General features: G+C 50.9%; 14 protein-coding genes. 10 read left to right on the top strand and 4 right to left on the bottom strand.

The genetic code is table 11. The features are described 5' to 3' along the window. Positions 1-7: 7 nt before the first annotated feature. Entirely contained in the window at positions 8-1213 is a 1206-nt protein-coding gene (locus tag ACX1CU_RS08165; RefSeq protein WP_459402075.1) for a serine hydrolase, read from the bottom strand. Between the two features lie 380 nt (positions 1214-1593). On the opposite strand from ACX1CU_RS08165, the gene ACX1CU_RS08160 reads away from it, so the two are divergent. The 10 genes from ACX1CU_RS08160 to yejF all read left to right on the top strand — a co-directional run bounded on the left by ACX1CU_RS08160 (position 1594) and on the right by yejF (position 13208). Then, positions 1594-2250: an HAD family hydrolase gene (locus ACX1CU_RS08160; RefSeq protein WP_459402749.1), complete on the top strand. Its 657-nt coding sequence runs from the start codon at positions 1594-1596 to the stop codon at positions 2248-2250. Between the two features lie 103 nt (positions 2251-2353). Further along, positions 2354-2974 carry a glutathione S-transferase family protein gene (locus tag ACX1CU_RS08155; RefSeq protein ID WP_459402074.1) on the top strand — a complete coding sequence of 207 codons (621 nt, stop codon included), beginning with the start codon at positions 2354-2356 and terminating at the stop codon, positions 2972-2974. Between the two features lie 77 nt (positions 2975-3051). Beyond that, a complete protein-coding gene (locus ACX1CU_RS08150) occupies positions 3052-3471 on the top strand; it encodes a GNAT family N-acetyltransferase (RefSeq protein WP_459402073.1) in 420 nt (139 codons plus the stop codon). Between the two features lie 11 nt (positions 3472-3482). Next, a complete protein-coding gene (locus ACX1CU_RS08145) occupies positions 3483-4463 on the top strand; it encodes a magnesium and cobalt transport protein CorA (protein ID WP_459402072.1) in 981 nt (326 codons plus the stop codon). Between the two features lie 616 nt (positions 4464-5079). After that, a complete protein-coding gene (gene mepS / locus ACX1CU_RS08140; protein ID WP_459402071.1) occupies positions 5080-5655 on the top strand; it encodes a bifunctional murein DD-endopeptidase/murein LD-carboxypeptidase in 576 nt (191 codons plus the stop codon). A 330-nt stretch (positions 5656-5985) separates the two neighbouring features. Continuing rightward, positions 5986-7584: a cyclic di-GMP phosphodiesterase gene (locus ACX1CU_RS08135; RefSeq protein ID WP_459402070.1), complete on the top strand. Its 1599-nt coding sequence runs from the start codon at positions 5986-5988 to the stop codon at positions 7582-7584. Between the two features lie 89 nt (positions 7585-7673). Next, positions 7674-9482 carry an extracellular solute-binding protein gene (locus ACX1CU_RS08130; RefSeq protein ID WP_459402069.1) on the top strand — a complete coding sequence of 603 codons (1809 nt, stop codon included), beginning with the start codon at positions 7674-7676 and terminating at the stop codon, positions 9480-9482. 9 nt (positions 9483-9491) lie between these two features. Then, positions 9492-10586: a microcin C ABC transporter permease YejB gene (locus ACX1CU_RS08125; protein ID WP_459402068.1), complete on the top strand. Its 1095-nt coding sequence runs from the start codon at positions 9492-9494 to the stop codon at positions 10584-10586. Next, the gene (locus tag ACX1CU_RS08120; RefSeq protein WP_459402067.1) at positions 10583-11608 is read left to right on the top strand and encodes an ABC transporter permease; all 1026 of its coding nucleotides are present in this window, start codon (positions 10583-10585) and stop codon (positions 11606-11608) included. Before ACX1CU_RS08125 ends, ACX1CU_RS08120 begins: the two co-directional genes overlap by 4 nt. A 1-nt stretch (position 11609) precedes the next feature. After that, positions 11610-13208 (top strand): microcin C ABC transporter ATP-binding protein YejF, encoded by a 1599-nt coding sequence (gene yejF, locus ACX1CU_RS08115; protein ID WP_459402066.1) that lies wholly within the window; start codon positions 11610-11612, stop codon positions 13206-13208. Positions 13209-13221: 13 nt separating this feature from the next. On the opposite strand, the gene ACX1CU_RS08110 is transcribed toward yejF, so the two are convergent. The 3 genes from ACX1CU_RS08110 to ACX1CU_RS08100 all read right to left on the bottom strand — a co-directional run bounded on the left by ACX1CU_RS08110 (position 13222) and on the right by ACX1CU_RS08100 (position 18040). After that, positions 13222-13566, bottom strand: coding sequence for a YejG family protein (locus ACX1CU_RS08110; protein ID WP_459402065.1), 345 nt, complete (start codon positions 13564-13566; stop codon positions 13222-13224). Positions 13567-14175: 609 nt separating this feature from the next. Next, positions 14176-16116, bottom strand: coding sequence for a hypothetical protein (locus tag ACX1CU_RS08105; RefSeq protein WP_459402064.1), 1941 nt, complete (start codon positions 16114-16116; stop codon positions 14176-14178). Between the two features lie 736 nt (positions 16117-16852). Beyond that, on the bottom strand, positions 16853-18040 hold the full coding sequence (locus tag ACX1CU_RS08100) for a Bcr/CflA family multidrug efflux MFS transporter (protein WP_459402748.1): 1188 nt from the start codon (positions 18038-18040) through the stop codon (positions 16853-16855). Positions 18041-18057 lie beyond the last annotated feature (17 nt).

Here is an 18057-nt window from a genome sequence, read left to right as displayed (position 1 = left end):
TTTATCTTCAGCCAAAAATGCCGCCAAACCACTGGCTCAGCTTCATCATGACAAAATCCCACATGCGGCTTAAGAAGTTCCCTTCTTTAACTTCCTGCATTACCACCAGCGGATGTTGCTCAATGGTTTTGCCGTCAAGCAGGAAATCGATAGTCCCCACCACCTGATTTTTCGTCAAAGGGGCTTCCAGCGTTGGTTCATTGAGCTTGTAACTGGCTTTCAGATTCTTCATCTGCCCTTTCGGGATGGTCACCGCAGCGTCTTTAGCAACCCCTAGCGGCACTTCGCCCACATCGCCAAACCAGACTTTCTGGGTGACAAAAGCTTTGTCGGCCTTAATGGGAATGGCGGTCTCATAGAAGCGGAAACCCCACGCCAACAGCTTCTCGCTCTCGCTGAAACGCACGCGATCGCTCGGTGCCCCCAGCACCACCGAAATCAGGCGCATTGGGCCATCGGTCGCTGACGCTACCAGGTTATGCCCGGCACCGCTGGTATAGCCGGTTTTGATCCCGTCTACGTTCAGATTCGTGCTCCACAACAGACGGTTACGGTTGATCTGGCGGATTTTGTTAAAGGTGAACTCTTTCTCTTTATGCAGCGCATATTCGTCCGGCACGTCACGGATCAGCGCCTGACTCAACAGCGCCATATCGCGCGCGGTGCTGTATTGCCCTTCGGCATCCAAGCCATGCACCGTCAGGAAATTCGTATTCTGCAGCCCCAGAGATTTAGCGTAGTTATTCATCAGCCCAACGAACGAATCCTGGCTACCCGCCACAAAATCCGCCAGCGCGATGCTGGCATCGTTACCTGATTGAATAACGATACCTTTATTCAGTTCCGACACTGGCACCTGATCGCCGGGTTTGATAAACATCAGCGAAGAACCACGCAACACCGGGTTGCCGGTAGCCCAGGCATCTTTGCCCACGGTGACCAGATCATCCGGCTTGATTTTGCCCGCCTTCATCGCCTGGCCGATCACATAGCTGGACATGATTTTAGTCAGGCTGGCAGGATCGAGGCGGGTATCAGGATTGCCTTCTGTCAGGATCTTACCGCTGTTGTAGTCCATCAGCACATAGGCTTTGGCATCCACTTGCGGTACGGCTGGCGCTTCTGCCGCCTGAACGGCGGGAACAACCAAGAACATGACGCCTACGCCGAGGGTCAGTTTTTTAAAAGAGGTGGAAAAGTTTTTTTTCATCATGACGTCGCCAGAATGTCCATTCAAACCATTGAAATAGCGTTAACCTTCAAACTTGTTTACGTTTTCGGCCAACCAGCGAGAGTGGCTCGATGCAACGCTGCCAACCGTAAAACCTACGCGGCTCCCGTTTGGGCCAGCGTTGTACCGAAAGTGCCTCTGCAGTGAGTTTATTCGGTTTCTGTTATTCTTGCAGGGATTGGCCTGATTTTTCTGCACTTTTACACAACTGTACGCTTTAGTCGGTGAATTGGCTAAAAATCATGCCATTCGCTTTCATAATGGCGTGCTAGCTTAGGCAAACATTCAACAAACTGTCGCCAAACGGTCATCCATGTTTCTTACGCTCTACGCTGTTTCACCGCCCTTATCGGAGGAGAATGATGGATCTAGCCCTTTTCGACCTGGATGAAACCCTGATCGATGACGACAGCGCCAGCCTGTGGATCCGCTGGCTAGTGGCAGAGGGATTTGCCCCTGCGGAGTTGGAACAGCAGGAACAGCAACTGATGCAGCTCTACTATCAGGGCAAATTGCCGATGGAAGATTACATGCGGGCCACGCTGGTTCCCTTGACGGGGCTGAGTACCCAGACCGTAGCTGGTTGGGTACAGCGCTATATCCGTCGCGATATCCTACCGCGCGTCTACCCCGCCGCGCGTGAGCGCATGCTGTGGCACCGTGAGCGTGGTGACTACATTCTGGTCATTTCTGCCACCGGCGAACACCTGGTGGCCCCGATCGCCGCGCAACTGGGGGCCGATGGCGCACTGGCGATTGGCGTTGAAGTGGTTGATGGCCGTTTTACCGGCAACACTTACGGCACCATAACCTATCAGCAAGGCAAAGTGATCCGCTTACGGCAATGGTTGCAGCAGCATCCTGAACTGAAGTTTGAGCACAGCCATGGCTACAGTGACTCCATCAACGACCAAGCCATGCTGGAGTTTGTCGACAGCGCCACGGTAATCAACCCCGGCAGCGATCTGAACGAACTGGCCGTCCTTTCTGGCTGGGAAGTGTGCCACTGGGAACGCTGACGATTTGCGTATCACCTAGCAAAAAATGCCTTTCGGTGTGACAAAAACCGCTTTATCGCGTAGGTATTAACGCGACTTTATCAAATACACGAAGAGGCGTTTTATGTTGACCATTTGGGGCCGTGCAAACTCGAATAACGTAAAGAAAGCACTCTGGTGCGCCGCTGAACTGGGTCTGAACTACGACCATATCAATGCGGGTGGCGCTTACGGCAAGGTGAATGAACAGCCGTACCGCTCACTCAACCCCAACGGGCTGGTGCCGTTGCTGCAAGACGACGATTTCGTGCTGTGGGAATCCAACACCATTGTGCGCTATCTGGCGGCCAAATATGGTCAAGCACCTTTTTATCCGCAAGATTTGCAAGCGCGCGCCGCCGCAGAAAAATGGATGGACTGGCTCACCTCAACCATCGCAGCACCATTCCGTACCCTGTTTTGGGGCATGGTCCGTACCCCGCCCGAACAGCGCGATCATGCGGCTATTGACGCGGCGATCGCCGAGTTGGAACAGCACTTTGCTACCGTCGAACAAACTCTGGCACAACAGCCCTACCTTTCTGGTGCCGCATTCGGCATCGGTGATATCCCACTGGGCAGCTTTATCTATGCCTGGTTTGAACTGCCGATTGAACGCCAGCCGCGCCCGCATCTGGAGCGTTGGTATCAGCAACTGTGTGCCCGCCCCGCCTACCAAAGTGCAGTGATGATCCCCCTCACATAATGCTATGCACCACGGCGTTTAACCCATTGAATTTAAAAAATTCGCCGCTAAGCTAAAGTAATCCCCAAGGAGGAAACATGAATATCACCGTAACAGATGCTCTGCGTGCAGAAGATACCGAAGAAATCCGCAATCATTTAAAAGATTACAACCGCACATTCGTTGGCGACATCCTGAACAAGAACATCGGGGTTTTTGTCTTGGATGATCACGGCAACAAAATGGCCGGGTTGACCGGCAGCACCGTAGGTCATTGGTTGAACATCGATCTGTTATGGGTTTCCGAGGCACTACGCGGCGAAGGCGTTGGCAGTAAGCTCATCAAAGCGGCAGAGCAGCAGGCCATGGCTGATGGTTGCAAGTTCGCGCGGGTAGATACCTTCAGTTTCCAGGCTCGGCCTTTCTACGAAAAGCTGGGCTACCAGTTACAGATGATATTGCACAATGCTCCAGTGGAGCATGAGCGCTACTTTTTCACCAAATCTCTCACGGACTGACAGGTAACCGGATGGAAACCCAAACCATGGTGGTAAACAGCGTCGCGTACAAAGCGGGTAAGCGACTGGGCGACATCACTATTGATGATATCAGTGAGGTGGTTAAAGAGCCGGACACCTTCGTCTGGCTGGGACTATGGCAACCCGAAGATGCCTTCATGCGCAAGATCCAGGAAGAGTTCGGCCTGCACGATCTGGCGATCGAAGATGCGCTGTGTGCCCACCAGCGGCCAAAAATTGAAACCTATGGTGACTCACTGTTCATCGTGGTGAAAACCGTACAATGGGAGAATAACGAGGTGGAGTACGGCGAAACCCATTTCTTCGTCGGTAAAAACTTCCTGATCACGGTGCGCCACGGCGCCTCTTCCAGCTATGCCCCAATCCGGGCCAAAACGGAAGAGAACCCCAAGCAGCTGTGCCATGGGCCAGGGTTTGCACTCTATTCGGTGCTGGATTTCATCGTTGACAATTACCGCCATATCGTCGGCAAATTTGAAGAGATGATCGAAGGCATCGAATCCAATATGTTCAAGTCGGAGTTTGATGAAACCGCGATTGAAAACGTCTACAGCCTGCGCCGCCATCTGCTCGGCCTGCGCAACGCGGCGCTACCAATGGATGAGATCTGCAATCAGTTGATTCACCTGCATGATGATGTGATCCCCAAAGAGCTGCGCGCCTATGTGCGGGACGTACAGGATCACGCCCGGCAGGTCGCCAGCACCCTGGACGACATGCGCGAAATGCTGACCAACGCCATGCACGTTAACTTGGCGCTGGTGACCGTAAAGCAAAACGAAGTGGTCAAACGGCTGGCGGGTTGGGGGGCAATTCTGGCCATCCCAACGGTGATCTTCAGCCTGTATGGCATGAACTTTGCCGATATGCCAGAACTGAAGTTCCCTTGGGCCTATCATACTACGCTGGGCGTGACCATCGTCGGCTGCGCTCTTCTGTATAGGAAACTCAAACGTTCCGGCTGGTTATAAGCCCGGCACCTATCCCAACAAAGCGGCCTAACCGAGTAGCGGTCGCTTTTTATTGATGCCTCTGCACATAACTCGCTTTCATGCCGCCGCGCCCCGCATGATTAAAAAACGTACTCAAAGCCACGTTTTTATCCATTTAGTAACCTTTTTATGCGAACTTACCTGAATAGATTACACATTCGAAATTATTGATTAACAAAATTAACCTCAGCCGCATTTTGTAACAGGAAGTTTTCAAAATGAAGGGTTCACCTGTAAAACTCGTCATCGCTCTTTTGATGAAAACAACCTATCCTATTGTAAATAAATAAATTTTCACCCTCACCACCCTTGGTTTCTTAGTCGGGTGTTTTATAATAAAGCATTAAGTTTCATCACACTTTCATATAAGGAATGTCGGAAAAAACTCGCAATCCCCCGCTTATTCCGGTAATCTCGGCTGCGTTTGTGCTTGGTTTACATGGATTCAGTACCAAACATCTTAAATGTGTGCGTTCATGCACATTTTCAGCGGTAACTGATTGTCCTGTCAGCTTGCGCCGATTAGTCTCATTTCGTTTGGCATTTTTCAGATAGCGACTTTTGTCGTTAAGGACTTCAAGGGAAAACAATTACAATGGTCAAATCTCAACCTTTTATGAGATATTTTTTGCGGGTGCTCCCTGCAATTGCAGCAGCGGTTGTGCTTTCCGCCTGTAGCTCGATGAATACTTCGAAATTAGATAACTCACAAACTGAGATGCATGCAGTTAATGACAAAAACAGTCTTTTACTGCAAGCCTCTCAGGATGAATTCGAAGCCATGGTGCGTAACGTTGACATCAAGTCAAAGATTATGGACCAGTATGCCGACTGGAAAGGTGTTCGCTACCGTTTAGGTGGTGATACCAAGCGCGGCATTGATTGCTCAGGTTTTGTTCAGCGTACTTTCCGCGAACAGTTCGGTATGGATTTGCCTCGCTCAACTTATGAGCAAGAAGACATGGGCAAGAAAATTCAGCGTACCAAGCTGCGTCCTGGCGATTTAGTGTTGTTCCGCGCCGGTTCTACTGGCCGCCATGTGGGTATCTATTTGGGTAACGACAAGTTCGTTCACGCCTCTACCAGCAGCGGTGTCACTATTTCCAGTATGACAGAAGCCTATTGGGACAAGCGTTATCGCGAAGCCCGCCGAGTGCTTGGCAGGAGCTAAGCACGCAGTATCTGAATCAGTCCTGAAAACCAAACAAACGAGACAAGACGCTGCCCTAGGGCGGCGTTTTTTATCACTGCACCGATAGCTCACAGCGTTACTCAACCCACACAATTTTACTCGTTTATCTAAAGGAAACTGCACGGTCGGGGAAAACTAGCCTATTATCGTCACAGGGCAAACGATAGGATGATGCGTTATTTACGCTGTACTTGAGAAGTGCCGCATATCAGGCCTGATGAATAATGACTCAAATAGTATCAATGAGATATATTAATCGTCACCATCATAACAGCGAAAAAACGTTACGCCGTGCTCAGGGGGCAAGTTATGGGCTTAAAGAGGGCATTCACCCGCCATGTTTCACAGAAACGGCGCAGCCTGATCACAAGCAGCATTGCCGCTCTGGTATTTTTTATTGTTTTCACTTCTGCCACATTATTCCTGATTAATCACCAACGTTTGCAATATCAGCATCAGTTCGAAACCCGCACACAAAAACTCACGCTAAATTATCTCGATCGTCTGAAAACCATCATGCACGAGATCATGCCACTTACCGGCCAGCCCTGTGTTACCAACCTTTCGAATCTCACTTACCGGGCAGCTTTCACCAATGGCGTACGTACCTTTTTACTGGTGAAAGATGGCGTTGCTTATTGTTCTTCCGCGACCGGCGACATGGTGCTGGCGACCAATCATCTCTACCCAGAAATCGATTGGAAAAAGCCTCTTGATATGCAACTGCAACAGGGTACACCGCTGGTACCGGATCAACCGGTTATTGCTCTGTGGCTACGTCAACCGAGCCAGAGTAATGCGACAGATAACGGCGTTCTGGCGACATTAGACCTCAGCCTGACACCCTATCTGCTGATGACATCGCAGAATAGTGACGCTCCTGGTTTAGCCATCGTGATTGGCAAGCAGGCGGTCACCACCTTCAGTTCTCGCCTGATTCCGATGAGTCAATTGCCAAAAAACCATGCTCACCGTTTGGAAATTCCGCGATATCCATTAACCATTATCTTTTATAGCCAGCAACTGACCGCCAATGATGTACGTTTGACCGTGCTCGGCAGCCTGGTGCTTTCGCTGATGATCGGCGTGCTGTGTTACTACGCGCTGATGCTGCGCCAGAGCCCGGAGCGGGCAATGATGCGTGGTATCAGGCGCGGAGAGTTTTTTGTTGAGTACCAGCCGGTATTTCATACCGCAACCAGGTCATTGGCCGGAGTGGAAGCCCTGCTCCGCTGGCAACATCCAACTGAAGGGCGTATTTCACCCGACCTGTTTATCCCCTATGCAGAAAGTGAAGGGGTGATCGTTCCGATTACCCGCCATCTGTTTAGCCTGGTCGTCGCTGACCTCCCGCAACTGATGCAGGCATTGCCGCGCAATGCCAAACTCGGTCTGAACCTTTCACCTTCCCATCTCAGCGTTCCGTCATTTCATGACGACGTATCTAAGCTGCTGGCGAAACTGCCGGATGACTATTTCACGCTGGTGTTTGAAATCACCGAACGCGGGATGGTGGAGGAAGAGAATGCACAGACCGAGTTTGACTGGTTGCACCGCCAAAACATTGAGATTGCGGTAGATGACTTCGGCACCGGCCACAGCGCCTTGATCTATCTGCAACGCTTTCCGTTGGACTACCTCAAGATCGACCGGGGTTTTGTCAACTCTATCGGCCAGGATACCGCCACCGCCCCCGTATTGGACGCCGTCATTGCACTGGCGAAAAAGCTGAAAATGCTCACCGTTGCCGAAGGGGTTGAAACCGAAGAGCAAGTTAACTTCCTGCAAGCACGCGACGTTAACTTTATGCAAGGCTACTATTTCAGTAAGCCGCTCAGCATTGAGGCGCTGTTAGCGTTTTGCCGGGAGAATCCGGTTGCCGATCGTCAAACTTCATTTAATATCTGATATTTAAACTTCTTTACTCAGCAAACTGGCCTGAAATGCTATGCTAGCGGCCGGTTTAATTGACTACACAGCAGGAGCTTACCGTAAAGATGTCTGTGCGCATTTTTGCTGCCCTGGTGCTTTCGGCACTCAGTTTCGGTCTACAGGCCGAAACCCTCAATGAAAGCTACGCTTTCGCCACGCTCGGTGAACCGAAATACGCCACCGACTTCAGCCATTTTGACTACGTAAACCCGGCAGCCCCAAAAGGGGGGGACGTACGGCTGGCAGCCATAGGCACCTATGACAATTTCAACCGTTTCGCTTCGCGCGGCGTTCCCGGCGAGAGAACCGGGGAACTTTACGACACGCTGTTTACTACCTCTGACGACGAACCCTCCAGCTATTATCCGCTGATCGCCGAATCGGCGCGTTTCCCTGCCGATATGCGCTGGATGGAGTTGGATATCAATCCTCGCGCCCGTTTTCACGATGGCAGCCCGATTACCGCTGCCGATGTTGCCTTTACTTTTAATAAATTTATGACGGAGGGCGTGCCGCAATTTCGTACAGTCTACAAAGGTGTCGCCGTAAAAGCCCTTTCCCATCTGACAGTACGCATAGAGCTACCCACGCCAGATAAAGACCTACTTCTCGGCCTGTTCAGCCTGCCTATCCTGCCAGAGAGTTTTTGGAAGGATCACAAACTTAATGACCCCCTGAATACCCCACCGCTCGGTAGCGGCCCCTATAAAATCAGCAGCTACCGATTGGGCCAGTACATTACCTATGAGCGGGTGCGCGACTATTGGGCCGCCAATCTGCCGGTGAACCGCGGACGCTATAACTTCGATACGCTGCGTTATGATTACTATCTGGACGATAAAGTGTCCCTCGAAGCCTTTAAAGCCGGGGCTTACGATCTCCGGCTGGAAGGTTCGCCAAAAAACTGGGCCACGCAGTATCAGGGCGGCAACTTCGCACGCAACTTCATCATCAAACAGGATGAAACCAATCAGGCAGCGCAAAATGCACGCTGGCTAGCCTTTAATATTCAACGCCCGATATTTGCCGATCGTCGGGTGCGGGAAGCCATTACGCTGGCGTTTGATTTCGACTGGATGAATAAAGCGCTGTATTACGACGCCTATCAACGCACCAACAGCTATTTCCAGAACACAGTTTACGCCGCCAGCGGCTACCCAGATGCTGCCGAGCTGGCCTGGTTGGCACCGCTCAAAGGCAAGGTGCCAGCCGAGGTCTTTACTTCGATTTACCAGCCGCCCGCCTCCGACGGCAGCGGTAATAACCGGGAAAATTTGTTGAAAGCCACTGAACTGCTACAACAGGCCGGTTGGGAAGTAAAAAATCAGCAGTTGGTCAACAGCAAAACCGGTAAGCCGTTTGCATTTGAACTGATGCTGCTGAGCGGCAGCAATTTCCAGTATGTGTTGCCATTCCAGCACAACCTGAAACGGCTGGGCATTGATATGCAGATCCGCGAAATAGACACTGGACAGTTCACGCGACGCTGGCGTAAGCGTGATTTTGATATGATGCCAACGGTATATCCTGCGATGCCATTCCCAAGCTCTTCGCTGCAAACCCGCTGGGATTCGGAGTACATCGACTCCAGTTGGAACACACCTGGCGTCAGCGATCCCGCTGTCGATAGCCTGGTACGGCAAATCATGAAACACCAGGGGGATGAGAAAGCATTACTGTCCCTTGGAAGGGCGCTGGATCGGGTGCTGACCTGGAACATGTATATGCTGCCCATGTGGTATTCCAATCACGACCGCTACGCCTACTGGGATAAATTCTCCTCGCCGACGTTACGCCCGACCTATTCTCTCGGGTTTGATAACTGGTGGTTTGACGTCAACAAGGCGGCACGCCTGCCCGCGCAACAACAATAAGGAGTCTGTGTGGCCGCTTATCTGATACGCAGATTATTGCTGGTGATCCCCACCCTGTGGGCCATCATCACCATCAACTTTTTTATTGTGCAAATCGCGCCCGGTGGGCCGGTCGATCAGGCGATTGCCGCCATAGAGCTCGGTCAAACCAGCGGTTTTAGCGGCGGAGGCGGCGGTGATGGCCTTGGACACAGTAAAGCTGGCGTCGGCAACGTAGGTGACAGCCAATACCGTGGTTCACGCGGGCTGGATCCTGAAATCATCACGGAAATCACCAAGCGCTATGGTTTCGATAAGCCGCTGCATGAACGCTACTTCGCCATGCTGTGGAACTATATGCGTCTCGATTTTGGCGATAGCCTGTTCCGTGGAGCCTCGGTAATGCAGTTGATCGGCCAAAGCTTGCCGGTTTCCATTACTCTGGGGCTATGGAGCACGCTGATCATCTATCTGGTTTCAATACCGCTCGGGATCCGCAAAGCCATTCATAACGGCAGCGCCTTTGACACCTGGAGCAGCACGCTTATCATCATCGGCTACGCCATTCCTGCCTTCCTATTCGCCATCCTGATGATCGTGCTGTTCGCTGGCGGTAGCTACCTTGACTGGTTCCCGCTGCGCGGGTTGGTGTCCAGTAATTTCGATACCCTCCCCTGGTATGGCAAAATTATCGACTACCTGTGGCATATCACCCTGCCGGTGCTGGCGACGGTGATCGGCGGCTTCGCGGCCCTGACCATGCTGACCAAGAACTCGTTCCTGGATGAGATCCGCAAACAATATGTGGTCACCGCCCGCGCCAAAGGGCTAGACGAGAAAAAAATCCTCTACCGCCACGTGTTCCGCAACGCCATGCTGCTGGTGATCGCCGGTTTCCCAGCCACCTTTATCAGCATGTTTTTCACCGGCTCGCTACTGATCGAAGTCATGTTCTCACTCAACGGCCTCGGGCTGCTGGGTTACGACGCCACGCTGCAACGCGACTATCCGGTGATGTTCGGTACACTGTTCATATTTACCCTGATCGGCCTGCTGCTGAACATCGTCAGCGATATCACCTATACCCTGGTCGATCCGCGCATTGATTTCGAGGGACGTCAATGAGCCGCTTAAACCCTATCAATCAGGCCCGCTGGGCACGTTTTCGCACTAACCGCCGCGGTTACTGGTCACTGTGGCTGTTTTTGGTGGTATTTATCCTCAGCCTGGCCGCCAATCTGATCGCTAACGACAAACCCTTGCTGGTGCGCTATGAGGGCCGTCTGTACGTGCCGTTTATGGTCAACTACAGCGAAACCACCTTTGGTGGAGAACTGCATACCACTACCGACTTTCAGGATCCTTTCGTGCTGAAACAGATCGAGCAGCACGGTTGGGCGATCTGGGCCCCGATTCGCTTCAGTTACAGCACCATTAACTTTGCCACTGACGTCCCCTTCCCTTCACCACCATCAAGGCAGAACCTGCTCGGCACCGATGGCAACGGCAGCGACGTTTTGGCTCGGGTGCTTTATGGTTTCCGCATCTCCATGTTGTTCGGGCTGGCATTGACGCTGTTTTCCAGCGTGATTGGCATTTGCGTGGGGGCCACCCAGGGTTATTACGGCGGCAGGTTCGATCTCTGGGGGCAGCGCTTTATTGAGGTGTGGTCTGGTATGCCAACGCTGTTCCTGATCATTTTGCTTTCCAGCATTGTTCAGCCGAACTTCTGGTGGCTGCTGGCAATTACCATTCTCTTTGGCTGGATGAGCCTGGTGGGCGTGGTACGCGCCGAGTTCCTGCGTACCCGCAATTATGACTATATACGCGCTGCCAGAGCCATGGGGGTGCCGGATCGGGTCATTATGTACCGCCATATGTTGCCAAACGCCATGGTCGCCACGCTGACTTTCCTGCCGTTTATCCTGTGCGGTTCGATTACTACCCTCACCTCACTCGATTTTCTCGGCTTCGGCCTGCCCATTGGTTCACCTTCGCTGGGCGAGCTGTTATTGCAGGGCAAAAACAATCTGCAAGCGCCTTGGCTGGGTATTACCGCCTTCCTGGTGCTGGCGATACTGCTCTCATTATTAATTTTTATCGGCGAAGCGGTTCGTGACGCCTTCGACCCCAGCAAGGCGCATTGATATGAAGACTCCTCTGCTTGCCATTCAGGATCTCAGCATCGCTTTCCGCCAAGGGGCAGCGTTAAATCAGGTGGTTAACGGCGTTTCACTGCAAATTGAACAAGGTGAAACGCTGGCCCTGGTGGGTGAATCAGGTTCGGGTAAAAGCGTTACCGCGCTTTCTGTACTGCGTCTGCTGCCTTCACCACCGGTGGTCTACCCCGGTGGCGACATTCTGTTTAACGGCAATTCGCTATTGCACGCACCCGAGGCTGAACTGCGTAAAGTGCGCGGCAACCAAATCTCCATGATCTTCCAGGAACCCATGGTGTCACTGAATCCGCTGCACACCATTGAGAAACAGCTGGCAGAAGTACTGATGCTGCACCGGGGCATGCGCCGCGATAACGCGCGCAGTGAGATTATTCAGTGTCTGGATCGGGTGGGCATACGTAACGCTAAAGGGCGTTTAAAAGATTATCCGCACCAGCTTTCCGGTGGTGAACGCCAGCGGGTGATGATCGCTATGGCGGTTCTGACCCAGCCAAAGCTGCTGATTGCCGACGAACCGACCACCGCGTTGGATGTCACCATTCAAGCCCAGATCCTGATCTTGCTGAAAGAGCTAAAACAAGAGTTGGGCATGGGGTTGTTGTTTATCACTCATAACCTGAATATCGTGCGCCGCCTGGCAGACAACGTGGCGGTGATGCGCCAAGGGTTGTGCGTAGAACACAGCAGCCGCGAACGCCTGTTTAGCGCACCGCAGCATGCTTATACCCGCCAGTTGCTGGCTGCCGAGGACGTCGGTGAACCGCTGCCGCTACCGGTGAACCAGCAACCAAACAAACCGCTACTGAAAGTGGAGAATTTGCAGGTCAGCTTCCCGATCAAACGCGGCCTGTTGCGGCGCGTTGTCGACCAGAATTATGCGCTGAAAAATTTGAGTTTCGAGCTGCAACCCGGGGAGAGCGTAGGCTTGGTTGGCGAATCGGGCTCCGGTAAAAGCACCACCGGCCTCGCGCTGCTGCGCTTGCTGAACTCGCAAGGCGCAATCTGGTTTGATGGCCAACCGCTGCACCAGTTCAATAACCAGCAGATGCTGCCTTACCGCAGCCGAATGCAGATTGTTTTCCAGGATCCCTATTCCGCGTTAAACCCACGGCTGAACGTGCAGCAGATCATCGCGGAAGGCTTGGAGGTTCATCAGCAGCTAACTGCGGAACAACGGGAACAGCGAGTGATTGAGGCATTGCAGGAAGTGGGGTTGGATCCGGCATTGCGCCATCGCTACCCGACCGAATTCTCTGGTGGGCAACGCCAGCGTATTGCGATCGCCCGGGCGTTGATCCTGCAACCGCAACTGCTGATTCTGGACGAGCCCACCTCATCGCTGGATAAATCGGTTCAGGCACAAATCCTGATGTTGCTGAAATCGTTACAGCAGCGTCACCAGTTGGCTTACCTGTTTATCAGCCATGACCTGCAAGTGGTGCGTTCGCTCTGCCATCAGGTGATTGTGTTGCGCCAAGGTGAAGTGGTGGAGCAAGGGCACTGTCAGACTATTTTCAATGCACCCTCGGCAGCCTATACACAGCAATTATTGCAGTTAGTGGATTAATCAATAGCGGGATTCAGAAGGGATATTGTGCACTGAGCTGTTCAGCAATTGCCGCGCCGACGTTTTTTAACCGGCACATAGCGGCACTTTCATCGTGATGATGAACAAACAGGCAAGGCTCACCTTCCCATTCCACAATGGTGCAATTGACCTGAATTTCTTGCAAAGAAAGATTGAGCTGTTGCATCACAAGCCAAGCATCATTCCCATCATGACTGAGCAACTTCAGACCGATCAGGTTGTTATCGTCGTCTATGCCGCTGAGCGGAATCGGTTCAACCTTGACTCCGGTAAAACCCGATATCCAACGATAACTTTGCGGCAAGCGATGCACTACCGAAAGTTGGAGAGTATCCACATGAAATCCCTAGTATCAAAAGGTGGAACACTTTTTTACATCACAGCACTACTTTAGTTATAGCCGCAATCAACCGACTTTGCCGTGAGCAAGTGTTATTTAAACGTAAAAATTTTACAAAAAATTAACTTAATTTTGTACTTGCTGATATCACACGGCTTTCTAACCTACCGTAAAATGTTATTTCACAGCATTTTGCGACTCAGCTCGCATTTTTTGCGTTATATGTAACCCTTTCAGACCTCGAACTCAACATTTTTTTCTTTCAATGTAGTTACTTTACAATTGCTATAATTTTACATTGTGGAAACACTCGACCAATGCGCAGCTCCCACACATCAGCATAACGACATGATTAAAAATAGGAATAGTAGAAGAGGAAGAGCTTGCTGCCAAAAGGATTACAGCTGTAGCAATCTGGCAAGCCATCGCATTTTTTAACAAAAATAATACAGTTTAGGCTGTACAAAAGGCGCTAGTGATACATGTACAAAATACGACAGATGGGATGAATGGATGATACTGGGAGCCCACTGAGTGGGCTCCCAAGACGTGCGCTCGAACCGCACTATAGGACGTCATGCTCAAAAAGCGAGGGATTACGCCAAATCAACGCGTCGGTAATGGTCCACAATAGCCTCCCAAGGTTAAATCATAAGTCTGGTTGCTACCAAATAATTCATCTACCGTAAATTCACGATATGCAAAGAAATAGCACCCTTCACTAATGCCTTCCACCATACCAAAAGAGCTGGCCGCATTGAGATAAAAACGTTCATATCCCTGACCAATCCATTCAGGAAGAACGGTTAGAGGATAAACGACTCCCGTAGGGATAGTCACAGAAACAATGGTCGGCGGTACTGTAGGAAAGACTTGATCCCTATATTGAGGCCCCAGCGATATGTCACATTGTTCAATAGCGATATCTTGGATTGGATCAGTGTTACGTGCTTGAGGATCGCAACGCACATAAATATATTGCTGGTTAATTTTTTCCGGCGGCGTAGCAAATGTCATCACTAATTTATTTCCGCTAAGTGACGCATTGCTACCTTCTGCAGTATATTTCCATACCTCACCATTCTCTTTTGCTATGTACTGATACGCGTTCCAGTCTATACGTTGCGGTACCTCTTGCTTGTAAATGAAACTACCTTCCGCCGGTAAGCTATATTCCTGCGCCTCTGTAACTCCACTAAACACTATCTTGGATCTACAGGCTACTGGCGTCAGGTCAGGTAACTGGCATTGGGCAGTAAATTGATAAGGGGCAGATAACGGAATAGATATTGAGTCAGGTATCGAAGCACCTGTTCCCGTCGTATCCAATGGGTTTTTAATTGTACCGGTCAAATACCCACTTTCCTGCAAGAATGCAACGGCTTCCCAAGTAATCTCTTTTACCCGATCCGGCATATAGAGGATTGTAGAGCCATTGACACCAATACTACTGTTTTTTACGAGCTTCGAACCATCCATCAACACCACAGAAGCGGTTATACTACAGGCAATGGGTTTAGCTTCGGGATCCAAGCATTGCAAGAAAGTACTGCCTGGGGACTCAAATTTAAAATCCCAGTTCCATGATGAGAAATGCGGCACGGTAGCTTCTACCATCAACACTTTCTCGCCGTTGCGGGTCACTACGATTGCCGATCCTTTGACATCAGGCGTTTCTTCCCACAGCCCCAAGCGCTCATTGAAGTACCACATCGGGATTGCGCCGCCCGCAGATAAATCATGGCCGTCAATGCTGGAGAACGGCAGGCCCATCTGCAGGGTAGCGGTTTTACCTTCGGCTAAATTCAACGCTTTACCGGCTTCATCATAAAACGCGACGGCCATCAGCCCTGCGCTGATCAAGTCAACTTCCTGATTATCTGCGGTAATAGCACGCCCATTGGCAGGCATGGCTTTCAGATCATTGCTGTCGATATTCCAAGGCGTCAATTCAACACGCGCTTTGCCTGTCGCAGGCGTTCCGTCCGCATAAACCAACGCAGCCTCAGGCAGAATAACGTGGGCATCCATGGTCAGGCTGGAAATCCCCTGCGCTTTTTCAATATTTTCAAGGTACTTAGTTTCTGTTACTGGCATCAAATGAATGACAAGCGGCGGCATTTTTTCCTGTACCGCAACTTTAACAGCTTGCGTCACATAACCCGCTTTTTTCACTTTCACCACCCAGAAACCCTTCTCATCCGCAGGGAGAGAAGAGAGTTGCGCTACGCCATTTTGGTCGCTGGATGATACCTTTACTTCATCAAAGAATATTTCAGCGCCAGTCAGGACAACGCCATCTTTGCCTTGCGTAATAATATCCAGAGTCGCAGTCTCTGGAGTGACAATAGGGGGTTCTGGTGGAACAACAGGCGGTGTAACTGGCGGAGTGACGGGTGGAGTAACCGGCGGTGTAACAGGTGGGCTAACGGGTGGACTCACTGGCGGGTTGGTGTCTGAAGAATCTCCCCCGCCAGAATCGCACGCGGACAACGTAGCAACAAACATCCCAATGCATAAAGAGCGTAAGAAACGTATTTTTTTCACAGCATCTCCTTCCTAGAGTTATTGTTAGTGCAATTATTATATTTTATAATGCATATATCCCTAGTGCCTTTCAGAACGTATAGATACGAACTTCCCCGCTTACCCCAATCTGGTTTATCCAGCCTCTGAGAGTTCGCCTGGTTACCTCCTACCTGTATCCTGAAATCCACTGGGTATATCGTTTTGAATCCTTTAAACGTAACTGAACGTGCGCTGTTTATTTCTATACATAAGGCCGTATAGATTGCACTACCTCATATTATGTATCTCCCCCCTAACCAAATGCAACATAAGTGTTAACAAGTAACCCATTGACAAAGTTTTAAAATATGATTTTTGCTTAAGGCGGGGATTTATCTGATTATGTAGTGTGATTTCATTCACATTTAATGCTGGTGATAGATAAGAATAATATTACGGTAGAAATACTGATGAATACATATAATATACGGCAGCTAAAGTAGCCCCCATTCTGGCTGTACCTACCGGTGATTTAAAACCCTTCAGATAAACTCACCCATTAAATTATCTTGATATAATTATCGTTTCACATAACTTTATCTAAGATATTTACTAGAGGGCATTAGGTACAATATTAGAGAAAGCTCACAAATATTTACGCCAAGGATTAACCCATCAAACGCTGAGGTACCAACACATTTTTTTCACAAAAATAATGTAGCGATATGCCTATCACCATCCCCCCGCACTTTCAAAATGCAGGGGGATAGACAGATTATTTCTTGGGCACACTCGCAAAGCGGTAAAACAGCATAGCAATAATGCTGCATAACGCCATTGAAGAGACCATCGGCCATGCACTCTTACCCGGTGCCATAGCCAATATCGCACCGACCAACCCACCGATACTGAAACGCAAAGTACCAGCCAAGGAAGATGCCGTTCCCGCCATATGCGGAAAGTCATCCAAGATAACGGCCATCGCGTTAGATGAGATCATGGCGATACAGCCCAGATAAACCGCCACGCCCAGAACCAGCGCCCAGAAACCCAGCCCGCCAGCGCTCACCAGCAGCAACCACACGCCCATCACCAACTGCACTGATAAGCCAAAACGGAACATTTTGACGGCGCCAACGCGGCGCACATTGCGGCTATTGATCAAGGTGGTCAGGAACAGGAACACAATATTCAGCGCAAAGTAGTAACCAAAATGCTGGGGCGAAACGTTATTCAGCTCAATGTAAACAAAAGGCCCGGCGCTGAGGAAAGAAAACATCCCGGCAAACGAAAAAGCACTGGCCAACATATAGCTCAGCACCCGTTTGTGGCGGAACAATGAGCCAAAATTCCTCAGCGTAGTGCGCAGATGGAATTTCTGCCGCCGCTCTTTGGGCAGGGTTTCTTTGATAAAGAATGCCACCAGCACAGAACCCAGCAACGCCGCTGCACCCATAGTCCAGAAAATGGCATGCCAGCTAAACCACAGCAGCAGCACGCCGCCGATCATCGGGGCCAGCAGCGGCGCAATGGTCATCACCAGGATCACGAACGACATCATGCGCGAGAATTCATCCTTGCTGAACATGTCACGCATCAGCGCGTTGATCACCACGCTGGCCGCCGCCGCCGACAGGCCATGCAGGAAACGCAGATTGATCAGTTGCTCAACCGACTGCGCCAGGGCACAGGCCCCACCCGCGATGGCGAAAACCAACGTGCCCCACAGGATCACCGGTTTACGGCCAATGCTGTCCGACATCGGCCCATAGAACAGTTGGCCCAAGGCAAAACCCAGCACGTAGGCGCTGAGCGTCATCTGGACCCGGCCAGATTCCACGCCAAACTCCTGGGCGATGATCGGCATACTGGGCAAATACATGTCGATCGCCAATGGCATCAGCATGGAAAGCAGGCCCAGGATAAAGATCAAACCCAGGTGAGATGTCCGGTTCTGTTGCACGTTCAACGACTCCTTCA

Source organism: Serratia sp. D1N4 (assembly GCF_054552755.1).
Note: the sequence above shows the minus strand (reverse complement) of the source record. Positions and strands in the feature narration are given on the sequence as shown.